The following is a 22,238-nucleotide window of genomic DNA, read 5'->3' on the forward strand; positions in this document are numbered from 1 at the left end:
AGGCTGGGGATGGGTCGCATAATCAATGGATATGAAGCACGATTTTCCGTTTGAGCCCGACATCCGCGTGGAGGCTCTCCAGCCGAGATCGTGGCGGCCTGAACTCGTCGCTATCGTTGCCATCTTCATTACCGTGTGGGCCGCGCTCCTCGTGCATTACCTGAGCGACAGTACCGGCTGGTAAGCCGGACTTGTGCTCAACCTGAGTGCGAAGCGGGGTGACGGGCGTTCGCGCATCCGCTAGAACGCTTCGCGAACATGCTTAGCCAGCTTTCCATTCGCAACATCGTGCTGATCGAGGCGCTCGACCTCGATTTCGCTCGTGGCCTCGGCGTCCTCACCGGTGAAACCGGTGCGGGCAAGTCCATCCTGCTCGATGCGCTGGGTCTCGTGCTCGGCAATCGAGCGGATAGTGGACTTGTGCGCGGGGGAGAGGACCGGGCCAGCGTTACCGCCAGCTTCGATGCTTCGGCGTTGCCCGCTTCGGTGCTGGCGATGATCGACGACGCCGGGTTCGAGCTTGAACCGGGCGAGCCGCTCATCCTCAAGCGCCAGCTCAAGGCCGACGGCGGTTCCAAGGCGTTCCTCAACGACCAGAGCGTCGGCGTCGCCCTGCTGCGCGAGATCGCGCCCGCGCTGGTGGAAATCCACGGCCAGCACGACGATCGCGGTCTGGTCAATGCACGCGGCCACCGCGCGCTGCTCGATCGTTTCGCAGGCGGCGAGGTCGCCGGCGTCGAGGCGGCGTGGAAGGACTGGCGCGGCGCGCAGGATGCATTGGACCTTGCACGCGAACGCGTCGCCCGCGCCGCCGAGGATCAGGACCTGTTGCTCGCGCATCTCGCCGAACTGACCACGCTCGCCCCCGTCGAGGGGGAGGAGGACGAACTCGCCGGTGCCCGCGCGCAGATGCAGAAGGGCGAGAAGCTGGCCGACGACCTCGCGGCCCTGCAGCACTTGTGGACCGGCTCGGACTCGGCGCTCGCGCAATTGCGCACCGCTTCGCGCCGCCTCGATCGCATCGCCGGAGAGCACGAACTGCTGGAAGAAGCGCTGGCCGCGCTCGACCGCGCCGTGATCGAGGCGAGCGAGGCCGAGGACAAGCTCGACAAGGCGGCCGAAGCGCTCGCCTTCGACCCGGCCGAACTCGACCGCATCGAGACGCGCCTTTTCGACTTGCGCGCCGTTGCCCGCAAGCAAGGCTGCCAGGTCGATGACCTGCCCGCGAAGATGACCGAGATGCGCGCCGCGCTCGACGACATCGAAGGCGGTAACGAGCATATCGTCGAACTGGAAAAAGCGGCGCAGAAGGCCGCGCTGGCCTATCGCGATAAGGCGGGCGCGCTCCACGATTTGCGGCGTGCGGCGGCGAAAAAGCTCGACGCAGCCGTGGCGACGGAACTGGCGCCGCTCAAGCTGGATGCCGCGAGGTTCCAGACCTCGGTGGTGCGTCTTCCCGAGGAGCGCTGGGGCGCTTCGGGCATGGATGCGGTGGAATTTCTCATCAGCACCAACCCCGGCTCGGACTTCGCGCCGCTCGGCAAGATCGCCAGCGGCGGCGAATTGTCGCGCTTCATCCTCGCGCTCAAGGTCGCGCTGGCCGAGGAGGGCGGTGCGGCGACGGTGATCTTCGACGAGATCGACCGCGGCGTCGGCGGTGCAGTGGCCGACGCCATCGGCGAACGCCTCTCGCGCCTTGCGTCCAGCGGGCAGCTGCTGGCGGTGACGCACTCGCCCCAGGTCGCGGCGCGGGGGGACAAGCATTACATGATTGCCAAGTCCAGCCAAGGCACCGTTACGCGCACCTCGGTGACGCCGCTTTCGGATGCCGAACGCAAGGAGGAGATCGCCCGCATGCTCTCCGGCGCGCAAGTGACCGACGAGGCGCGCGCGCAGGCGGACAGGCTGCTGGTGCGGGTGTGAAGCGAGGCGCCACCGTCGCCGTTTGCTTCGCTACGCTGAGCGCCTGTTCTCCGCCTGTGATGTTTGCTGTGGCAGTGGATGAGCCGATCAAAGGTGGGATGCTTACCCTGAACGGGAGGTCAGCGGCTTTGATACATAACGTCGATGGTGCCTATTGGGGCAAGTGGACCGGACCAGATGCCGATGGTCGCATCGAAATCCGGTATCCCGATGGCGCGGTTGTACACTGTGCTTTGGGCTATGTGACCCCGGGCATGGAGGCGCAGCGCTTCTCCGTCACACGTCGCGTATGTTTCACGGTCAGACGTTAGGTGGCAAGCGTGGTCGGCAAGTTGACGAGGCTGGAGGATTGTTTCCACGGCCAAGTCGAGCGCTGCTGGCTATCGCATCGGCTACAAAGTGATCGATAAGCGCCTCGTTATCCTCATCGTTGCAGTGGGCGAGCGAGACTTTGCGAAAGTGGTTGTCTACATGGCGGCAATGACCCGCCATCGCCAAGCAGATGACCTATGATTGATACCTTGCCCTCCGGCCTGCCGTCCGAAGCCGAAGCCGCCAACGAACTCATGCGGCTTGCGCGCCAGATCAACCGCGCCAACCGCCTCTACCACGCCGAGGATGCGCCGGAGATCACCGACGCCGATTACGACGCGCTGGTGCGGCGTAATGCGGAGCTGGAAGCAGCGTTCCCGCATCTTACGAGACCCGATTCGCCCAGCAACAAGGTCGGCCACGAAGTCGCCGCCTCACCGCTCGGCAAAGTGACGCACGAGGTTCGCATGATGAGCCTCGACAATGCCTTCACCGACGAGGAAGTCGGGGAGTTCCTGACGCGCGTGCGGCGGTTCCTGTCACTTGCCGCCGAGGAACCACTGGTGATGACGGCGGAGGACAAGATCGACGGCCTCTCCTGCTCGCTGCGCTACGAGCACGGCAAACTGGTGCGCGCCGCCACGCGCGGGGACGGGCAGGTGGGCGAGGACGTTACCGCCAACGTCGCGCATATCGCCGACGTCGTGCAGGAACTCGAAGGCGAGGACATTCCCGAGGTCTTCGAGGTGCGCGGCGAAGTCTACATGGAAAAGGGGGCGTTCCTCGCCCTTAACACCCAGTTGATGGACGAGGCGCGCGCGCTGGCCGACAGCAAGGGCGAGGCGTTCGACGACAGCAAGGTCCGCCAGTTCGCCAACCCGCGTAATGCGGCTGCCGGCTCGCTGCGCCAGAAGGATGCCAGCGTCACCGCGAGGCGCCCTTTGCGCTTCTGGGCGCACGGTTGGGGCGCCGCCAGCCATGTGCCCGGCGCGAGCCAGCACGAGGTCATCCGTCGTATCGAAAGCTGGGGCTTGCCGGTCTCGCCGCAATTCCGCCAGTGTCACTCGCTCGAAGAGATGCTGGCCGCCTACCGCGCCATTCGTGATGGCCGCGCCGCGCTGCCGTTCGAGATCGACGGGGTGGTCTACAAGGTGGACCGGCTCGACTGGCAGCAGCGGCTGGGCTTCGTCGCCAAGGCGCCGCGCTGGGGCATGGCGCACAAGTTCCCCGCGGAGCGAGCGGAGACCACGCTCGAATCGATCGATATCCAGGTCGGGCGCACCGGCAAGCTGACGCCGGTGGGACGCCTCAAGCCGGTGCTGGTGGGCGGCGTGACGGTCACCAACGTGACGCTCCACAACCGCGACGAAATTGCCCGCCTCGGCGTGCGTCCCGGTGACCGGGTGGTGCTCCAGCGCGCGGGTGACGTCATCCCGCAGGTGGTGGACAACCTCTCTCGCGAGGAGGAGCGCGCCGCTTACGTGTTCCCGGATGATTGTCCCGAATGCCAGTCCGAGGCTGTAGCGGCCGAGGGCGAGGTGGACGTGCGCTGCACCGGCGGCCTGATCTGCCCCGCGCAGCGGACCGAGCGTCTGAAGCACTTCGTCAGCCGCGCCGCACTCGACATCGAGGGGTTGGGCGAAAAGACCATCGACGAATTCTTCAAGGCTGGCTGGCTCGAAAGTCCGGCCGACATCTTCCGCCTGCGCAAGCGCCGCGAGGAGATCCTGGCCCTCGAAGGGTGGAAGGACAAGTCTGTGGACAACCTGTTGGCAGCTGTGGAAAGCAAGCGTCAGCCCGACGCCGCCCGGCTCCTGTTCGGCCTCGGCATCCGCCACGTCGGCGCCGTGACCGCGCGCGATCTCCTCAAGCGCTTCACGACGCTTCCTGAATTGCGTGCTCTCGCCGAGCAGGCGCAGGTCAAGCAGGGCGAGGACGAAGTGAAGGCAGCAAGCGACGCCTATGCCGAATTGATCTCCATCGACGGCGTCGGCCCGGTGGTGGTCGAGGCGCTGGGGGACTTCTTCCACGAGGAGCACAACCGTGCTGTCTGGGACGACCTGTTGAGCGAGGTGTCGCCGCCGCCTTACGTCGTCGAGACTAAGGAAAGCGAAGTCTCGGGCAAGACCGTGGTGTTTACCGGCAAGCTGGAGACGATGAGCCGTGACGAAGCCAAGGCACAGGCCGAGCGGCTGGGCGCCAAGGCTGCCGGATCGGTATCGCCAAAGACGGACATTCTGGTCGCGGGACCGGGGGCGGGCTCGAAATTGAAGAAGGCGGCCGAGCTGGGGATTCGGGTGCTCAGCGAAGAAGAATGGGCCGAGATCGTTCGCGCGGCGGGATAAGGTAAAGCAAAGCCCTCCCGCGAGCGGGAGGGCCGGAAGGCTGGCCCCGAAGGGCTGGCCGGAATGCTTCTCAGCTACGCGCGACGTGCAGGGGGATACCGCAGCGCGATAGGCTCAACTGTAACGGCCGCGGCGCTCGTGCACCTGACGGTAATGCTGGACGCGCGTGGCGCGCAGACCAGCCATTCCTTCGCGTTCGATCGAGCGCTGCCAGGAGGCAAGCTCTTCGAGCGTAAGATCGTAGCGCTCGCACGCTTCCGCGATGGTCAGCAGTCCACCGCTGACTGCGGCGACCACTTCCGCCTTTCTGCGAACCACCCAGCGTGAAGTGTTGGGCGGCGGCAGGCTGTCTATGCTCATCGGTTCGCCGAGCGGACCGGTGATGACCGTCGGACGGTCGTTCTTAACGTCTTCCATGGTTGGCCTCGTGAAATCTGGCTGCCAACCCCCTGTCGATGTCTATTCTGCGTATTAAACCTTAACTTGAGGCAATCGCGGTTGGTTAATTGATATTTACGATGTTTTACATATTCTCGGGGAAAAATTCATAAAAATGCAATCGATACAGCCGCCAAATCTTTACTGACCGTTTACCAGTGTTAATTACCTTTACCTCCAGACCAGATCCATTGCTCAAGAGAGGTAAACGTGCAGAGCCGCCGCAAGCTGTCGACGCATGCTTCCGCCGTGGCGCGGCACGTGACTTCGGACGGCTGCCAGTTCGTGATCGAGCGGGCAGGCGTGGCTGCGGGACAGTGCTTCAGCTTCGTGGTGGACGATTATCCGCCGGTGCGCGGCACCGTGCGCTGGGTGGTCAAGGACCGCATCGGCTTCGCCTTCGACCGGCCGATCTCACGCGACGCACAGGCCGCGATGCTGCGGCGCAGTCGCGTGGTCCAGGGGCTGGAACTGCTTCTGGTGTGAGATTTGGGTCAGGGGCGCGTTAACGCCCCCGCTTGCGCATCCACAGGATCGACCAGTCGCCGTTGACCATGCGCGCGGCGAGGCGCAGGCCCGCCTTGCGGCAGGCGGCGCGCACGGCGGCTTCCTGCGTTTCCAGCAGGCCCGCCAGCAGCAGGTGCCCGCCCGGAACCAGCGCCTTGCCGAAATCGGGGGCGAGGTGGACCAGCGGCCCGGCGAGGATGTTGGCGAGGATCAGGTCATAAGGCCCGCGGGCCTCCAGCACCGGATGGGCCATGCCGTCCGCCACCGTCATCACCAGTTCGCCGCGCCGGGCGCCCATGGTCACGCCGTTGGCCCGGGCATTGTCTTCGACCACATTAACGCAAACGGCGTCGATGTCGCTCGCCGTCGCCAGCGCGCGGGGCCAGAGCGAGAGCGCAGCGAAGGCGAGAAGGCCGGTGCCGGTGCCGATGTCGGCGCAATTGCGCACGACGAGCCCCTGCGCCTTCATATGGGTCAGCATCGCCAGGCACCCGGCGGTAGTGGCGTGATGGCCAGTGCCGAAGGCCTGGCTGGCGGGGATCGCGAAGTCGAAGACGCCGGGCTCGTCCACCGCCGGGTGATCGGGGGTGTGCACGTGGAAGCGGCCCGCGCGGATCGGTTCCAGCCCTTCCTGGCTGGCGACGAGCCAGTCGGTTTCAGGCAGTTCCTCGGCGATCAGCTTGGGTTTCGTGTCTGCAAACAGCGCCGTGATCGCGACGTTGTCGGCCTTGCTGGGCTTGCGATCGAGCCAGGCTTCGAGAACCCAGTCCTCGGGTTGGTCCTCGGCGACTTCGCGGCCGGAGAGAACGATCTCGTGATCCCAGTCCCAGGCGTCTTCATGCGCGACGAGAGCTGCCTCGATGACGGGGCGGGCGGCGAAGACGGTGACTTTCCAGCTCACTTGGCATTTTCCTTGGCAAGACGCTGGGCAAGGCGCCCCTCCGCGAATTTCGCATAAGCGGGGCAGGCGTTCTTGTCCGCGAGCGGCTTCGTTCCGGCGAAGCGCTCCATCATGTCGCTCTGGCCGGGATGCGGGGTGAGCAAGACGTCGCAGGGCAGGGCGGCCATCACCGGCAGGCCCTTGCGGATCGCCGCGACACGCGCCGGATGGTCGGTGAAGCGGTAGCCGTCGGACGAGATCGTCGAGGAACTGTCGGCATAAGCGATCTTTCGGCACCCGGCCTTGGGCGCGCAGGAAGTCCAGGTCCAACTGGTCGAGCCGGGCGCGTGAACCGGCGTCGCATGGGCGGTCAGGACAAGATTGCCGACAGTGACGGTGTCTCCGTCCTTCAACACGCGATCGACGCGGACCGGAGCGATCGGGTCGAGACCGGCGAACTGCGGGTCGTCGGCACTCGGCTTGCCGCTGGCGAGAGCCGCTTTCTGCGCGGGCAGGGCTGCAACTTTTGCACCCGTTGCCTGCTGCAGTGCGGCAAGGGCGCCGACATGGTCAAAGTGCTCGTGACTGGCGACGATCCAGCGCACGTCTCTGGGGTTGAACCCGGCGCGCCGGATGTTCGCCAGCACCAGCGGGGCAGCCTTGGTCACGCCCGCGTCCACCAGCACATGTCCCTTGTCGCCCGTCACCAGGATCGCGGAAATGCCGCAGGTTCCCACGTACCAGGTATTCGCGAAGATGCGCGCAGGGGGAGCGGGGTCCGCCCATTCGTCCTTGCCCTCGCATGCCTTGGCGAGCGTCGCAGGCGTTACCGCTCCTTGCTCTGCGGCGCGGGCCACGAAAGGAGAAATGGCCGTCAGGGCAGCCAGCGCGATAGCCAGGGAGGTGCGACTCATGCGCGATGCTTTACGGCGCGCCTGTAAGATAGGCCAGTCCACCACGCAGATGTTGCGCCGCAGAACTTGCACCGTCCCTCGATTTGTCTAAGGGGGCTTGCAATAGGGCAGTTCATGACACTGCCGCAGGCAAGGGGATTCGTAAGCGCCATGGCAAACGCCGGGACCAAGAACCGTCCGCTCTCGCCGCACCTCCAGATCTGGAAGTGGGGCCCGCACATGTTCGTGTCGATCCTCCACCGCGTCACCGGCGATGGCATGGCATTCGCCGGCCTCGCTGTGCTGCTGTGGTGGCTGGGCGCGCTCGCCGGAGGCCCGGCCTCCTACGCGACGTTTGCGTGGGCGATGACGACGCCGATCGGCTATCTGGTGCTCGTGGGCATCTCGTGGGCCTTCTTCAGCCACATGGCGAGCGGCATCCGCCACTTCTTCCTCGACGTCGGCGCCGGCTTCGAACTGCAGGCGAACCGCCTGTGGTCGATCCTGTGCCCGGTCCTGGGTGTCGTTCTCACCGCCGCCTTCTGGGCGCTCCTGCTGCTTCGCTGAGGGTAACGAACAATGGGTAACGGAACCTCCATCGGCCGCGTGCGCGGCCTCGGCTCGGCAAAGGGCGGCGTCCACCACTGGCTGCTGCAGCGCTTCACCGCGATCGGCAACCTGATCTCGGTGCTGTTCCTGATCGTCTCGCTGGTGCTGCTGCCGGACTATTCTTACGGCACCATCGTCGAGTGGATCGCGCGTCCGGTCCCGGCCGTGATGATGATCCTGCTGGTCGTCACGACTTTCTGGCACGCACGCCTCGGCCTGCAAGTGCTGGTCGAGGACTACCTGCACGACCACGCCAACAAGTTCGCCGCCATCGCCGCGCTGAACCTTGCCGCTTGCGGCGGGATCGCGTTCGGCGTGTTCTGCATCGTCCGTATCGCGCTGGGAGCACACGCCTGATGTCCGCGCCTGCCTACAAGATCATCGACCACACCTACGACACCGTCGTCGTCGGCGCCGGGGGCTCGGGCCTGCGCGCCACGATGGGTTCGGCCGAAGCCGGCCTGAAGACCGCGTGCATCACCAAGGTGTTCCCCACACGAAGCCACACCGTTGCGGCGCAGGGCGGCATCGCCGCGTCGCTCAAGAACAACACGCCGGACCACTGGACCTGGCACATGTACGACACCGTCAAGGGGTCGGACTGGCTGGGCGACCAGGACGCCATCGAATACATGGTGCGCGAAGCTCCCGCAGCCGTGTACGAGCTGGAGCACGCAGGCGTGCCCTTCAGCCGCAACGCCGACGGCACGATCTACCAGCGTCCGTTCGGCGGCCACATGCAGAACATGGGCGAAGGCCCGCCGGTGCAGCGCACTTGCGCCGCCGCCGACCGTACCGGCCACGCCATGCTCCACGCGCTGTACCAGCAGTCGCTGAAGTACGACGCGGACTTCTTCATCGAATACTTCGCGATCGACCTCATCATGGACGGCGGCAAGTGCGTCGGCGTGATCGCGCTGTGCATGGATGACGGTACGATCCACCGCTTCCGCTCGCAGGCCGTCGTGCTCGCGACCGGCGGCTACGGTCGTTCGTACTTCACCGCGACGTCTGCCCACACCTGCACCGGCGACGGTGGCGGCATGGTGCTGCGCGCCGGCCTGCCCCTGCAGGACATGGAGTTCGTCCAGTTCCACCCGACCGGCATCTACGGCGCCGGCGTTCTCATCACCGAGGGCGCACGCGGCGAAGGCGGCTACCTGACGAACTCCGAAGGCGAGCGCTTCATGGAGCGTTACGCTCCTTCGGCCAAGGACCTTGCCAGCCGTGACGTCGTGTCGCGCTCGATGGCGATGGAAATCCGCGAAGGTCGCGGCGTCGGCCCGCACAAGGACCACATCTACCTGCACCTCGATCACATCGATCCCAAGGTGCTGGGCGAGCGTCTGCCGGGCATCACCGAGAGCGGCAAGATCTTCGCGGGCGTGGACCTTACCCGCCAGCCGTTGCCGGTCGTCCCGACCGTGCACTATAACATGGGCGGCATCCCGTGCGACTATAACGGCCGCGTGATGACCATCGGCCCCGACGGCGATCCCGAAACCGTGGTTCCGGGCCTGTTCGCGGTGGGCGAGGCGGCTTGCGTCTCGGTTCACGGCGCCAACCGTCTGGGCTCGAACTCGCTGATCGACCTCGTGGTGTTCGGCCGCGCGACCGGCCTGTACCTCAAGGAAAACCTGACGCCGAACGGCACGCAGGCGGAACTGCCCAAGGATTCGGCCGATCTGGCGCTCACCCGCCTCGACCACTTCCGCAATGCCAACGGCTCGTCCTCGACCGCGGAAATCCGCACCGAGATGCAGCGCACCATGTCGCTCCACGCGGCGGTGTTCCGCACCGACGAACTGATGGTCGAGGGTAAGGAAAAGCTCGCCGCGACCTATCAGAAGATGAACGACATCAAGGTCACCGATCGCGGCCTGATCTGGAATTCGGACCTGGTGGAGACGCTGGAGCTGGACAACCTGATCTCGCAGGCCACCGTGACCCTGCACGGCGCGCAGAACCGCAAGGAAAGCCGCGGCGCGCATGCGCACGAGGACTTCCCGAACCGCGACGACGTGAACTGGATGAAGCACACCGCGACCTGGTTCGACGGCTGGGGCGGCAAGGGCGGCAACGTTCGCATCGACTATCGCCCGGTGCACGAATTCACGCTGACCGACGACGTCGAGTACATCAAGCCCAAGGCCCGCGTGTACTGATATCGGCGAAAGCTGAATAACGAGAGGAGGGCGGCGCAGCGGCAAGGCTGCGCCGCCCTTTTTCGTTTTTGCAAAGGCCCACCCCCAGCCCCTCCCGCAAGCGGGAGGGGAGCGAGACTTGGGCCGCAGGCCCTAGTCGCAGCGGGGTGGGCGCGTCGGCACGCAACTCTTCGTGCTTCCACGCATTGCAGCGGGTGAAAGGAACCCCCATGCAACGCACCGACGTCGATCCCCTGCTCGAGCCCAACGTGCACCGCGACCCGCTGGTGCGCGAGATGGAGCGCGCGCCCGGCAGCACCTGGGGCTGGGTCATGGCCTATGGCGTGCTGCTGATCCTTGCCGCGTTGATCGTGTTGCTCAATCCGCTGGTGGCGGGCGTGGCGACCGGGCTGATCCTCGGCGTAATCCTCATCGTCGCAGGCGTGGCAGCCGTTGCGGCGGGCTGGACCTCGCTGTCGAGTCGCGCGCGGTGGACGGAGATCCTGCTCGGCGTTCTCGCGCTGCTGGCGGGCATCTTCGCCGTGGCAGACCCGGTTGCGGGCGCACTGTCGCTGGTCATCGCCATCGGGCTATGGCTGGTCGTCTCCGGCGTGTTCCAGATCGCCTTCGCGCTCAAGGCCCGCCACGACAAGGGCTGGCGCCTGCTACTCGGCGTGCTCGACGTGGTGCTGGGGATGGTGCTGCTGTTTTCGAGTGCGGCGACGGGCCTCGCTTTCCTCGCTATCATCGTCGCGATCAGCCTGACGGTGCGTGCGGTTTTCCTGATCCAGCTGGCCCTGCTCCTCAAGCGCAGCTGAGTTGACATTCACCCACCGTTCATGTTTACAGACGTAGTCGATTACGTGTGTAGACGATGGAGAAATGGGTGTCCGAGTCCCCTGAACAGCCCGACCGCATTTCCGAAGCCGAGCATGCGGTGATGGAGGCGCTGTGGCAGCGCTCCCCGCTTACCGCCCAGGAAGTGTGCGAGGAAGTCTGCGGTCCGCGCGGCTGGAGCCTCGCCACGGTCAAGACGCTGCTGTCGCGCCTCGTCGCCAAGCAGGCGGTCGAGACCGAGCCTGACGGCAAGCGCTTCCTTTACTCCCCTCGCATCGCGCGTACAGTCTATATCGGTGCGGAAAGCCGCCGCTTGGTAGATCGCCTGTTCGGCGGCCGCGCGGCGCCGCTTTTCGCGCATTTGGCTGAGAGCGAACAACTCAGCGACGACGACATTGCCGAGATTGAAGCCCTGCTGAAGGAGCTGAAGTCATGACCGAGTGGCTTACCGATACGCTTCTGGCGACCGGCGTGCTGATGGCGCTGGTGCTGCTCGTCCGCCGCCCCGTCGCGCGCTGGTTCGGTCCGGGCGCGGCTTTTGCGCTCTGGGCGCTGCCGATGATACGGTTGGTGCTGCCTCCACTGGCGCTGCCCCGCTTCATGGAGCATGGCTTACTGTCCAATCTTCGCTTCGGTGTAGAGCCGATCACGGCGTCTGCCGCAGGGTTTCAGGCTGCGACGCCGGTCGAGACGGTGCTGCTGCCAGCAGCCGGCCCGGTTGCGGAAGGCGCTGCCGCGCTGCCCACCGCTAAGGTGCTGACGGCCGCTCCGATCGAGCCGGGGCTGCTGGCACAAGTGCCGTGGGCGACAGTCGCCCTGGCCGTGTGGCTCGGCGGTGCGGCGCTGTTCCTCGTTTGGCGGACGGTGACTTACCGCTGGATGCGCCGCGATCTGCTTGATGGCGCGCGCGTGGTTGCTCGATCCGACACCGTGCGGATCGTCGAAACGCCCGCGATCACCGCGCCGCTCGCCTTCGGGGTATTCGACAAGGTCGTCGCTCTGCCGCAGGGATTTCTGGCGGAGGCTGACTCCGAAACCTCCGACTTCGCCATCGCGCACGAGATGGAGCATCACGCGGGCAGCGACCTGCTGGCGCTGATCGCGATGCAGCCTCTCTTCGCGCTGCACTGGTTCAATCCGATCGGCTGGGCCGGTTGGCGCGCTGTGAGGGCTGATCAGGAGGCCTTCTGCGACGCCCGGGTCATGGCTGGCCGGCCCCGTGCCGAGCGCGCCCGCTACGGCCGCCTGATCGCTTCGATGGCTGGGGGGACGCGGCTCGGCCTTGCCGCGCCGATGGCCGGCCCGCTCTCGGGAGAGAAGCCGATAATCCAGCGTCTGAAGGCACTGGCGGCGGCCGACGTCAGCCCGACGCGTCGCGTGCTCGCCCGCAGCCTGTTCGCGCTGGCCGTCGTCGCGGTGCCTGCTACGGCGACGGTCAGCTATGCCGCGATGGACGAGGCGGAAGCCGATCCCGTCTCCGCGCCGGAAGCAGCCCCGCAGGCGCAACATTCGCGGGTGCCGCACGCTCCACAGCCGCCGGTGCCGCCTGAGGCTCCTGAAGCTCCTGAAGCACTGGCTGAGGCCGAACTGCCGGAGCCCCCCGAAGCGCCCGAGCCGCCCGAAATGCCGGAAGTCGACGTGGCTGAAGGTATCGCGCCGCCGGTGCCGCCGGTTCCTCCCGTACCTCCGGCTCCCCCCGCCGCCCCCTCCGCTCTCGCCGCACCGGCGCCTCGTCCGATGCCGAACGCCCGAGTCACGATGCGCAAGACGATGACGGTCGACGATGTTCGCCAGATGCACGACCGCTTGCGCAGCGCGGCGGATGCCCAGCGCAGCGTGGCCGATGCACAGCGCCGTTCGACGGAAGCACAGCGCATGGCCGCAGAAGCCTTGGCGCGCGCGCCCAAGGTGGAGGAATCGGTCTCGGCCGATGGCAAGCGGCATACCATTCGCATCGTGCAAAAGGACGGCTCGCGCGTTTCGACTCGGACCATGGTGCTCGACGAGAATTGCCCCGCCGACAGCCGCCGCCGCGAGGCGAGCCGCGAAAGCAACGGGTCTAGTGCATCGGTGGTCATCTGCACCGGCGAGCCCAGGGCCGCGAAATTCGCGGCAGTGAATGCCTTGCGCAGCGCCCGCGCCTCGATCGCGGCAGACCGTGCGCTGGATGCGAAGGTCCGCTCGGAAATCCTCGCCGACCTCGACGGAGAGATCGCCGACGCCCATCGCGAGGCGAACGCTAACTGACGCTCATAATGCGGGAGGCCGGCAGCCGGGGGCTGCCGGCTTTCTTACGTCAGGCCGGTCGCAGCTTCGCCGTCGTGATGTGCCAGCCTTGCGAGATGCCCATGCCGCGATTGATCTGGCGCAGATCATAACTGCCGGTGAATCGCTGACGTCGGCCGTCGTCGAGTTCTGCATCGACCGTTACCGGGACGGTGACGTAGATCGACCCGGCGCCGCCCTCGACGTCTGACACCTTGCCGATATCCACGTGAACGCGGCGGGTATGGGCGTAACCGTCGCTGAACGCTTGCAAGGTCTGGCCACTGGGGCCGCCATCCGGCCCCCACAGGGTCCATGCCGAGGCATAATCGCGCGCGTTGATTGCGGCGTAGTAGCGCTTCACCATGTCGGCGGCGGCTTCCTTGCCGATGGGATCTATTCCGCCGCATTCAGGAGTTTTTGCCGCGTCCTCGCCGAGAATGGCGCATCCGCGGGCCACTTCGTTGCGGATCATCGCGCAGGAGTTTGCGGCGTTGCACGGCGGGCGCGTCGCGGGAGAGACGGCAATGCACTGCGCGACCAGCTTGCGCGCTGCCGCCTCCCCGATTTCGGACGAGCAGGCGATCGATCCGGCATCGGCGGCAGGGGAGGAGGGTGCGCTTTGTGGCAGCGCTTCGATGGGGGCCGCGCTCACCGTTTCAGGAGCGGGTGAGGAAGGCGCCTCGCCCGTCGCCGTGGCAGCCGGCTCGCCGCCGCATGCGGACAGCAGCAGCACGAGCGCGCTCGCCGCAGGAAGTGCCCGAAGCATCAAGCAGCCGTCAGTTCTTGGGAGAAGGCTGGCGGGCGTCGGGCTCGGTCTTGAAGGCGAGATCCCGGTCTGACTTCGCATCGGCTTTGGCCTCGGACTTCGCCTTCTTCTTCGCGTCCTTTTCCTGCTCCATCGCCTTGAGTTCGTTCACGCGGGCCTGGACGACGCTCGCGGGGGCGGGGGATGCGGGATAGCGGCAGCCCTTGGCGGAGCCGACACCCTTGAGGAAGCCGCGACGGGTCAGGCCCGCCTGGATCGCCGCATTGACCTTGCGGTCCTGCGCATTGGCGCCCGAGACTTCGCGGATCAGGCCGCGAAACGGGATGAACGAGGCGACCACCCACTTGCCCACGCGCCCGGCGCTGATGCGGTCGCGCTCTTCGGCGGGGAGGTCGATGTCGGGGCCGAGGACTTCGTCGAGCTGCTGGATCGCCCCGGCGATCTGGCGGCATTTTGACAGGCCGTGCAGCGTGTAGGGCTCCGTCGTGGCATTGACGAGGAGGGGGGGGATTTCCCCGTCGCGCCCCACGTTGAGGTCGGTCATCGGCGTCTTCGCCACGTCCACCGCATCGGGATCACGCGAAGTGATCGGCTTTTCATCCTGCCTGGCCGCTGCCGGAGCAGCCAGTGTACCTGCACTCAAACTCGCAACGACGATCGCACCCAGCCACTTGCGGCTCATGTCCCTGTTCTCCTGTCCCCGGCGCGCGGTCGCCGATCCGCCACCGGGTCCGCTCACGCCTGTGATGTCATCCTGTTGAAGAGAACGTGTCACATGCGTCCTCGTTCCCGGTTTCGAGGCCGCGCTTGAGCCAGCGCATGCGTTCGGCGCTGGAGCCGTGGGTGAAACTCTCCGGCGTCACCGCCTGTCCGGCGTTCTTCATCAGCGTGTCGTCGCCGATCGCGCTGGCGGCGGTCAGGCCTTCCTCCATGTCGCCTGGCTCGATGCGGTCGCGGTTCTTGGCGGCCCAGACGCCCGCGTAGCAGTCTGCCTGCAGTTCCATCTTCACCTGCAGGGCGTTCTCCTGCCGGGGGTTCTGCTGCTGCGCCTTGCGGACCTGCTGGTCGAGGCCGGTGAGGTGCTGGACATGGTGCCCGTACTCATGCGCCATCACATAATAGCGCGCGAAGTCGCCCCGGGCGCCGAGTTGCTTGTCCATCTGGTCGTAGAAGCTGACGTCGATATAGATGCCCTGATCGGCGGGGCAGTAGAACGGCCCCATTGCGCTGCTCGCCGCGCCGCAGCCGCTGCGGGTGCCGCCGGTGTAGAAGTGCAGCATCGGCTGCTCGAAGGGCACGTTGGCCTTCTGGAACAGCGGCTGCCAGGTCTTGTCGAGCGAGGACAGCGCATTGCACGATTCGCGCGAGTAGGCATTTTGCGTGCAGATCTCTGTCGCGCTGCGCGAGCCGCCCACCGGTTGCTGCGCGGTGGTCGGCGTCTGCTGCTGCACGTTCTCCAGCGTGCCGAGCATTTGTCCCGGGTCCACGCCGAAGACTAGGGCGCCGATCAGCACGATGATCAGGCCGCCGCAGCCCAGCTTGCCGCCGCCGAGGGAAAAGCCGCCGCCGCGGCTGCCGCCTTCGGTGACCTTGATGTTGTCGGGGTCGAAATCGTCCAGCCGCATGGGTGCCGTATCCTCTTTTCGCCGTTGCCGGGCAGCGTCTCGCGTGCAGATCAATTCGCAGAACTCGGGGGTGTTCCGCAAGTCTCCCGAGTGTTGCGCGGCTGCGTCATTATCGCCGGATGAAGCGGGAAATGTTGCAACTGCACGCGATTGGAGGAAATTTTACAACCGTGCTCGAAAATGTGTCGTATAGGTGCAGCGCAATGAAGTCGGGCATCCGGGCAGTGGGACGCGCAGCAGGGAAAAGTGCGTGGAGGACGGCAGCGTTCTTCGCGCTTTTCGCCGTAGGAGTTCCCATCGGCGTCGTTGCCGCCAGCGTCAGCCGCGCCGACCGCGAGATCGAGGACCGGCTGCGCGCGCATATCCAGATCCTCGCCAGCGACGATTTCGATGGCCGTGAACCCGGCACCGATGGCGAGGCGAAGACGCTGCGCTACCTTGCCAAGCAGTGGTTCGACATCGGCCTTGTCTCGGGCACAAATGATCCGGGCAATGAGTGGTTTGCGCCGGTTACTGTCGTCGCTCACGAACCGTCGAGCGGTTCCGCCCGCTTCCTGCGCAAGGGCTTCCGCGCCACCATTGCGCCTAGCGACGTACTGGTCTTCACCTCTGGCAAGCGTTCGCTGGTGCGCAATGCGCCGCTGCTCTTCGTCGGCCGCGCGCGCAGCCAGGACGTCACGCGCAACGAACTGGCCGGCCGCATCGCCGTAGTGCTCGACGGGAATACGCCCGACAGTGCGCGCCAGAACGAACTGCTCGCGCTGGGCGCCTCGGCCGTGCTGACCGTGCTCGACGGCGAGCGCACGCTGGACGAGGTAGCGGCCCGGCGTCGGCGTTCGGGCTACGCGCTCTCGGACGAGGCGCTGGGCGGCGACCTTGAGGCGTTCATCGGCCGCGCGACGATGGAAAGCCTGCTCAAGGGCACCGCGCATACTTTCGATGATCTGGAGCAGGCGGCAAGCAAGGACGATTTCGCGCCCATCGTGCTGGACGTCACCGCCTCGCTGGAAGCCGCGACGGACGAGACGACGATCCGAACGCATAACCTGATCGGCAAGCTGCCGGGGCGCAGCAAGCAGGCGGGCGCGGTGCTGTTCGTGGCTCATTGGGACCATTTCGGAGAATGCGGCGAGCCTCCCGCCGAGGACGTCATCTGCAACGGCGCAGTAGACAACGCTAGCGGCGTCGCAGCGTTGACCGAAGTGGCGCGCCGTCTGTCGCGCAGCCCGCAGATGGACCGCGACGTCTACTTCCTCGCCACCACGGCGGAGGAACTCGGGCTGCTGGGCGCGCACGCCTTTGCCGAGAGCCCGCCGCTGCCGCTGGAGCGGATCGTCGCGGCCTTCAATATCGATTCGATCGCCATCGCGCCGCGCAAGACGCCCTTCGCCATCGTCGGACGCGGCATGACCGGGCTCGACAAGGACATCGCCAAGGTCGCCAAGGTGGAAGGCTTCAAGCTGCGCGAGAACAACGACGCCAACGAATACGTGAAACGGCAGGACGGCTGGACCTTGCTGCAGCACGACATTCCCGCCGTCATGGTGACGACGTCCTATGGCGACATCGAGCGGATGCGCGCTTTCTTCGACGGCGACTATCACCGGCCGAGCGACGATCTGTCCCACCCGATCGAGCTTGGCGGGGCCAGCGACGACGTGAAGATGCTGACTGCGTTGGGCCGCTGGTTCGCCGATACGCGCAAGGTGCCGGTGGACGCTGCCGTGTCAGGCCCACCCCGTCCGGCTAAGCGATAAATCGCCAAGCCTTCCGGCCCTCCCGCGAGCGGGAGGGCTATCCGTTCTCCCCTCCCGCCTGCGGGAGGGGGCGGGGGTGAGCGGCATCGTAAACCGCATCCGCGAAAAACATGGGATTCGCCCCCTAGCCCAAACCGCCCCCTTTGATTACATGAGCCGCCACGATTCTCCCCTCGAAGGCATTGGTGGCGCACATGGATATCCAGCTCGGACTCACTTTCGACGACGTACTCCTGCGTCCCGCCAAGTCCGACATCGTCCCCACCCAGGCCGATACCCGCTCCATGCTGACCCGCACCATCGGGCTGAACATTCCCGTGATCTCCTCCGCCATGGACACCGTGACCGAGGCGCAGATGGCGATCGTCATGGCGCAGATGGGCGGCATCGGCGTGCTACACCGCAACCTGTCGATCGAGGAGCAGGTTGCCGCCGTCCGCCAGGTCAAGCGCTTCGAAAGCGGCATGGTCGTCAATCCCATCACCATCGGCCCCGATGCCACGCTGGGCGAGGCGCAGGCGCTGATGACCGCGAACCGCATCAGCGGCATCCCGGTGGTCGAGGCGTCGGGCAAGCTCGTCGGCATCCTCACCAACCGCGACGTGCGTTTTGCCGCCAACGCCGCGCAGCCGGTGCGCGAACTGATGACGCATGAGAACCTCGCAACCGTGAAGGTCGGCGTGGATCAGGACGCAGCGCGCCGCCTGCTGCACGCCCGCCGCATCGAGAAGCTGCTTGTCGTCGATGAGGGCTTCCACTGCGTCGGCCTCATCACCGTCAAGGACATCGAGAAGGCCGTCCTCTTCCCCGAGGCCACCAAGGACGAGGCGGGCCGCCTGCGCGTCGCCGCCGCGACCACCGTGGGTGACAAGGGCTTCGCCCGCACCGAGGCGCTGCTGGCGGCCGAGTGCGACGTCGTCGTCATCGACACCGCGCATGGCCACAACCGCGACGTCGCTCTGGCGGTCGAGCGGGTGAAGAAGCTGTCGAATTCGGCGCAGGTCATCGCCGGCAACATCGCCACTGCCGAAGCCGCCAAGGCGCTGATCGACGCGGGCGCCGACTGCGTGAAGGTCGGCATCGGCCCGGGCTCGATCTGCACCACGCGTATCGTCGCGGGTGTCGGCGTGCCGCAGCTCACCGCCGTGATGGAAGCCGCCGAGGAAGCCGAGAAGGCGGGCGTGCCGGTCATCGCCGACGGCGGCCTGCGCACCTCGGGCGACGCTGCCAAGGCGCTTGCCGCCGGTGCTTCGACGATCATGGTCGGCTCGATGCTGGCCGGCACCGAGGAAGCGCCGGGCGAGACGTTCCTGTACCAGGGCCGCGCCTACAAGTCGTACCGCGGCATGGGGTCGGTGGGCGCGATGGGCCGGGGTTCGGCGGATCGCTACTTCCAGGGCGACATCAAGGACCAGATGAAGCTGGTGCCCGAGGGCATCGAAGGCCAGGTCGCGTTCAAGGGCGCCGCCAAGGACGTCATCCACCAGCTGGTGGGCGGCATCAAGGCGGCGATGGGCTACACCGGCTCGGCGACGATCGAGGACCTGCGCAAGAACTCGAAGTTCATCCGCATCACCAATGCGGGCCTGCGCGAGAGCCACGTCCACGACGTGACGATCACCCGCGAGGCACCGAACTATCCGACGCGCTGAGGCAGCTAACCCCCTCCCGCAAGCGGGAGGGGTAGCGAGACTTGGGCCGCAGGCCCTTAGTCGCAGCGGGGTGGGCACTGACGCCGACCTCGCGTTCTCACGCGCCCACCCCCGGCCCCTCCCGCAGGCGGGAGGGGTGAATTGACCCCCGCAGCCCGCATTCAGGCAGCCATTGAGGTGCTCGATCTCGTCATCGAGGCCGCGCGGTCCAACGGCGCGCCTGCCGACCGCCTGATTTCCGAGTGGTTCCGGGCCCGCCGCTGGGCAGGCAGCGGAGACCGCCGAGCGGTACGTGAACTCGCCTACCGCGCCATCCGCGCCTGTGGCGAAATTCCCGAGACCGGTCGCGCCGCGATGCTGCGCGTCGCGGATTCCGACCCGCAACTCGCCGCACTGTTTGACGGATCGCGCCACGCGCCCGCTCCGATCGACGGGGCTGAGCCGATGGCCGAGGCCGGTGTCGCTCCGGCATGGCTGATGCAGCGCCTCGCCGACAGCGGCGTCGAACATCCTGAAGCCCTGCTGGACCGCGCGCCGCTCGACATCCGCGTCAACACGCTTAAGTCCGGCAGTCTCGACCTCCCCGAAGGCGGGGAGAAGACCGTCGCCGCGCACGGCTGGCGCTACCCGCCCGAGACGAAGATCGAGCAGTCGCCCGCTTACCTCGAAGGCATGATTGAGGTGCAGGATGCGGGCTCGCAACTCACCTGCGAGGTCGTGGCCGCGCGGCCGGGCGAGACGGTGATCGACTTGTGCGCCGGGGCAGGGGGCAAGACCCTCGCGCTCGCCGCAGCGATGGAGAACGTCGGGCGGCTGATCGCCTGCGACGCCGACCGCGCGCGCCTGCAACGCCTGCCGCCCCGCGCCGAGCGGGCCGGGGCGACCGGGATCGAGACTTTGCTCCTCGACGCCAACCGCGAGATGCAGGCGCTTGAGCCTTTCGTCGGCGCGGCCGATGCGGTGCTCGTCGATGCGCCGTGCTCGGGTGCCGGCACCTGGCGCCGCAACCCGGAAGCGCGCTGGCGCCTGACCGACAAGCAGCTTGAACGCTACGTTGCGATCCAGTCGCGCCTGCTCGACATCGCGGCGACGCTGGTGAAGCGGGGCGGGCGGCTGGTCTTCGTGACCTGCTCGCTGCTCGACGCGGAAGGCGCGGATCAGGCCGAAGGTTTCTTGACCCGCCATCCCGACTGGCGCGCCGAACTGCCTGTTTTGCCCGCCGGAACCCCGCGCGGCGCCGGCCTGCGTCTCTCTCCCTCGCGCGATGGAACCGACGGGTTTTTCGTCGCGCGCTTCGTCAGGCTGTGATAGCGTCACGTCATGATGAGGACGAAAACCTCGGCCAAGGACCTGCTGATGCGTTATACGCCCGTTGCCGTTGCCCTTTCCCTGCTAGCCGCCACGTCCTCCAGCGTCCTTCTGTCGCAACCGCCCGAGCAACTCGATCCGCGCGCCAGCATGCTGCTGAGCGAGGGCCGCGCTGCCGCTGCGGCGGGCAACATTGACGGGGCGATCGACGCCTATGAATCGGCGCTGACGGTCGAGCCCGGCAGCGTCACCGTGCTGCTCTCGCTTGCCGACGCCACGCGCCGTCAAGGCATGCAGGGCAAGGCGCTGCATTACTACCGTGTCGCGCTGACCAGCGATCCGCGCAACGTCACGGCGCTTGCCGGCGAGGGCATGGCGCTGGCCGAAAAGGGCGCGACCGAGAAGGCCAACCGCAATCTCGCGCGGCTCCAGACGCTGTGCGGCAAGGACTGTGCGGAAGCGCAGTCGCTGGCGGGCGCGATCGCCAAGGGGCCGACGCCGCGCATGGTGACCGCCGATGCGGTGACGCCCAAGACGGCGGTTTCGGAAAACTGAGGAGCGGCGCTATCTGCGCGGGGGCTTCGACAGGCTCAGCCTGAGCGGGTTTGCCATCTCCGTCGTCCCGGACTTGATCCGGGACCGGTGGCAGTCTTTAGGTGTGAGCGTGTTGCTCGCGCAGCAAGATCGGTGGTTCACGGCCACCGGTCCCCGATCAAGTCCGGGACGACGTAAGCCTCAGATCAGCGTCTTGAACTCTTCCAGAACAGCACGATAGACACGCTTCTTGAAAGGCACGATGAGGTCCGGCAGCAATGCCGCCTCGACCCATTTCCAGTCGCAGAACTCGGCTGGCTTGTGCGCATTCAGGTCGATGTCGGCATCGCTTCCTTCGAACCGGGCGAGGAACCAATGCTGGCGCTGCCCCCGATATTTGCCCTTCCACAGCTTGCCGACAAGTTCAGGCGGCAGGTCGTAGAGCAGTTCCTCGCGGGTCTGCGACAGCAGCTTGACATGCTTCCTGGTGACGCCGGTTTCCTCGTGCAGTTCGCGAAAGGCGGCTTCCTTGAGGTCTTCGCCGTCGTCGACGCCGCCTTGCGGCATCTGCCACCAGTCGCCTTCGCGCGTGTCGATCCGCTTGCCGACGAAGACCTTGCCGTCGGCGTTGACGAGCATGACCCCGACGCAGGGGCGATAGGGCAGGGACGAAAAATCGTTCATCGAGATAGGCGAATCCGAATTGAAGGGGAGGGGCTCTCTACGCGATTCGACAGGAATTGCACCCATGTCTGCCTCATGGCCACAGGATGGCGGAACCACCGGCGCTTGACTAGCCCGCATTGAGGTCCACACTCCTCCCCATGGCGGCAAACGCGAAGTTTGTTCGCTCAAGAGAAAACTAATTTGTCATTGGGAACCTGAGTCCGCAGCCTCGACGCAGAAACCGGCGCGGACCGGCAGCAGAGGATAGACCATGGCGACACTGGCCGGAGAGCACGATACCGACGCGTCCGGCGTCGAGACATCGCCCGTAGAAGCGGTCGTCGTTCGCTTCGCGGGCGACTCGGGCGACGGGATGCAGTTGACCGGCGGCCAGTTCACGCTGTCCACGGCGCTTGCCGGCAATGACCTTGCCACATTCCCGGACTTTCCCGCCGAGATCCGCGCGCCGCAGGGCACGCTGTTCGGAGTCTCCGCCTTCCAGATCAATTTCGGCTCGCAGGAGATTACCACCGCAGGCGATGCGCCGGACGTTCTGGTGGCGATGAACCCGGCGGCGCTGAAGGTGAACGTCGGCGCGCTCAAGCCCGGCGGCCTCGTGATCGCCGACACTGGTGAGTTCAACAAGCGCAACCTCGAAAAGGCGAAGTACGCAGAAAACCCGCTGGAGGACGGCAGCCTCGCGAAGTGGGACGTGCTGGCCTTCGACATCTCGGCGTTGACGCTGGAGGCGGTGAAGCCCTTCGGCCTCGGCAA

22 protein-coding genes are annotated in these 22,238 nt (G+C 66.4%); 15 read left to right on the top strand and 7 right to left on the bottom strand.

Going from position 1 to position 22,238, the window contains the following annotated elements:
- Positions 1-31: 31 nt before the first annotated feature.
- From LH128_RS33585 to ligA, 3 genes are all read left to right on the top strand, one after another.
- Positions 32-184 (top strand): hypothetical protein, encoded by a 153-nt coding sequence (locus LH128_RS33585; protein WP_156799812.1) that lies wholly within the window; start codon positions 32-34, stop codon positions 182-184.
- Between the two features lie 74 nt (positions 185-258).
- Complete coding sequence (gene recN, locus LH128_RS18940) at positions 259-1,923, top strand: DNA repair protein RecN (protein ID WP_008831291.1); 1,665 nt, start codon at positions 259-261, stop codon at positions 1,921-1,923.
- A gap of 509 nt (positions 1,924-2,432) precedes the next feature.
- On the top strand, positions 2,433-4,580 hold the full coding sequence (gene ligA / locus LH128_RS18945) for an NAD-dependent DNA ligase LigA (protein WP_008831292.1): 2,148 nt from the start codon (positions 2,433-2,435) through the stop codon (positions 4,578-4,580).
- Positions 4,581-4,694: 114 nt separating this feature from the next.
- On the opposite strand, the gene sciP is transcribed toward ligA, so the two are convergent.
- Positions 4,695-4,997 (bottom strand): CtrA inhibitor SciP, encoded by a 303-nt coding sequence (gene sciP, locus LH128_RS18950; RefSeq protein WP_008831293.1) that lies wholly within the window; start codon positions 4,995-4,997, stop codon positions 4,695-4,697.
- Positions 4,998-5,228: 231 nt separating this feature from the next.
- Between sciP and LH128_RS18955 the strand changes: the two genes are divergently transcribed.
- A complete protein-coding gene (locus LH128_RS18955; RefSeq protein ID WP_008831294.1) occupies positions 5,229-5,504 on the top strand; it encodes a hypothetical protein in 276 nt (91 codons plus the stop codon).
- Positions 5,505-5,523: 19 nt separating this feature from the next.
- Here the strand turns inward: LH128_RS18955 and LH128_RS18960 are convergent, their stop codons facing one another.
- Together LH128_RS18960 and bla are read right to left on the bottom strand one after the other, a co-directional pair.
- The gene (locus LH128_RS18960) at positions 5,524-6,426 is read right to left on the bottom strand and encodes a 50S ribosomal protein L11 methyltransferase (RefSeq protein WP_008831295.1); all 903 of its coding nucleotides are present in this window, start codon (positions 6,424-6,426) and stop codon (positions 5,524-5,526) included.
- Positions 6,423-7,319, bottom strand: a complete 897-nt coding sequence (gene bla, locus LH128_RS18965) for a subclass B3 metallo-beta-lactamase (RefSeq protein WP_008831296.1) — start codon at positions 7,317-7,319, stop codon at positions 6,423-6,425. The genes LH128_RS18960 and bla overlap by 4 nt, the downstream gene beginning before the upstream one ends.
- 150 nt (positions 7,320-7,469) lie before the next feature.
- Here bla and sdhC point away from each other — a divergent pair, with 150 nt between their 5' ends.
- The 6 genes from sdhC to LH128_RS18995 all read left to right on the top strand — a co-directional run bounded on the left by sdhC (position 7,470) and on the right by LH128_RS18995 (position 13,135).
- Positions 7,470-7,865, top strand: a complete 396-nt coding sequence (sdhC, locus tag LH128_RS18970) for a succinate dehydrogenase, cytochrome b556 subunit (protein ID WP_008831297.1) — start codon at positions 7,470-7,472, stop codon at positions 7,863-7,865.
- 12 nt (positions 7,866-7,877) lie between these two features.
- The gene (sdhD, locus tag LH128_RS18975; protein WP_008831298.1) at positions 7,878-8,264 is read left to right on the top strand and encodes a succinate dehydrogenase, hydrophobic membrane anchor protein; all 387 of its coding nucleotides are present in this window, start codon (positions 7,878-7,880) and stop codon (positions 8,262-8,264) included.
- The gene (sdhA, locus tag LH128_RS18980; protein WP_008831299.1) at positions 8,264-10,072 is read left to right on the top strand and encodes a succinate dehydrogenase flavoprotein subunit; all 1,809 of its coding nucleotides are present in this window, start codon (positions 8,264-8,266) and stop codon (positions 10,070-10,072) included. The genes sdhD and sdhA overlap by 1 nt, the downstream gene beginning before the upstream one ends.
- Before the next feature lie 209 nt (positions 10,073-10,281).
- The gene (locus LH128_RS18985; RefSeq protein WP_008831300.1) at positions 10,282-10,869 is read left to right on the top strand and encodes an HdeD family acid-resistance protein; all 588 of its coding nucleotides are present in this window, start codon (positions 10,282-10,284) and stop codon (positions 10,867-10,869) included.
- A 56-nt stretch (positions 10,870-10,925) separates the two neighbouring features.
- On the top strand, positions 10,926-11,324 hold the full coding sequence (locus tag LH128_RS18990; RefSeq protein WP_008831301.1) for a BlaI/MecI/CopY family transcriptional regulator: 399 nt from the start codon (positions 10,926-10,928) through the stop codon (positions 11,322-11,324).
- On the top strand, positions 11,321-13,135 hold the full coding sequence (locus LH128_RS18995; protein ID WP_008831302.1) for a M56 family metallopeptidase: 1,815 nt from the start codon (positions 11,321-11,323) through the stop codon (positions 13,133-13,135). Before LH128_RS18990 ends, LH128_RS18995 begins: the two co-directional genes overlap by 4 nt.
- Positions 13,136-13,184: 49 nt before the next feature.
- Here LH128_RS18995 and LH128_RS19000 read toward each other — a convergent pair whose 3' ends face one another.
- The 3 genes from LH128_RS19000 to ypfJ are packed head-to-tail and all read right to left on the bottom strand — an operon-like array spanning position 13,185 to position 15,547.
- Positions 13,185-13,922, bottom strand: a complete 738-nt coding sequence (locus tag LH128_RS19000) for a hypothetical protein (protein WP_008831303.1) — start codon at positions 13,920-13,922, stop codon at positions 13,185-13,187.
- Between the two features lie 10 nt (positions 13,923-13,932).
- Entirely contained in the window at positions 13,933-14,661 is a 729-nt protein-coding gene (locus LH128_RS19005) for a hypothetical protein (protein ID WP_309141564.1), read from the bottom strand.
- Positions 14,662-14,671: 10 nt separating this feature from the next.
- A complete protein-coding gene (ypfJ, locus tag LH128_RS19010; protein WP_008831305.1) occupies positions 14,672-15,547 on the bottom strand; it encodes a KPN_02809 family neutral zinc metallopeptidase in 876 nt (291 codons plus the stop codon).
- Positions 15,548-15,750: 203 nt separating this feature from the next.
- Between ypfJ and LH128_RS19015 the strand changes: the two genes are divergently transcribed.
- The 4 genes from LH128_RS19015 to LH128_RS19030 all read left to right on the top strand — a co-directional run bounded on the left by LH128_RS19015 (position 15,751) and on the right by LH128_RS19030 (position 20,819).
- Positions 15,751-17,304: a M28 family peptidase gene (locus LH128_RS19015; RefSeq protein ID WP_008831306.1), complete on the top strand. Its 1,554-nt coding sequence runs from the start codon at positions 15,751-15,753 to the stop codon at positions 17,302-17,304.
- A gap of 194 nt (positions 17,305-17,498) precedes the next feature.
- Positions 17,499-18,956: an IMP dehydrogenase gene (gene guaB, locus LH128_RS19020; protein WP_008831307.1), complete on the top strand. Its 1,458-nt coding sequence runs from the start codon at positions 17,499-17,501 to the stop codon at positions 18,954-18,956.
- Positions 18,957-19,097: 141 nt separating this feature from the next.
- Entirely contained in the window at positions 19,098-20,264 is a 1,167-nt protein-coding gene (locus LH128_RS19025; RefSeq protein WP_008831308.1) for an RsmB/NOP family class I SAM-dependent RNA methyltransferase, read from the top strand.
- A gap of 12 nt (positions 20,265-20,276) precedes the next feature.
- The gene (locus LH128_RS19030) at positions 20,277-20,819 is read left to right on the top strand and encodes a tetratricopeptide repeat protein (protein ID WP_008831309.1); all 543 of its coding nucleotides are present in this window, start codon (positions 20,277-20,279) and stop codon (positions 20,817-20,819) included.
- A 180-nt stretch (positions 20,820-20,999) separates the two neighbouring features.
- Here the strand turns inward: LH128_RS19030 and LH128_RS19035 are convergent, their stop codons facing one another.
- Positions 21,000-21,482: an RNA pyrophosphohydrolase gene (locus LH128_RS19035; RefSeq protein WP_008831310.1), complete on the bottom strand. Its 483-nt coding sequence runs from the start codon at positions 21,480-21,482 to the stop codon at positions 21,000-21,002.
- Positions 21,483-21,735: 253 nt separating this feature from the next.
- Here LH128_RS19035 and LH128_RS19040 point away from each other — a divergent pair.
- The coding region (locus LH128_RS19040; protein WP_008831311.1) for a 2-oxoacid:acceptor oxidoreductase family protein at positions 21,736-22,238 on the top strand (503 nt) is incomplete at its 3' end.

Origin of the sequence: Sphingomonas sp. LH128 (assembly GCF_000293195.2) — a bacterium.
GTDB classification, from domain to species: domain Bacteria; phylum Pseudomonadota; class Alphaproteobacteria; order Sphingomonadales; family Sphingomonadaceae; genus Novosphingobium; species Novosphingobium resinovorum_A.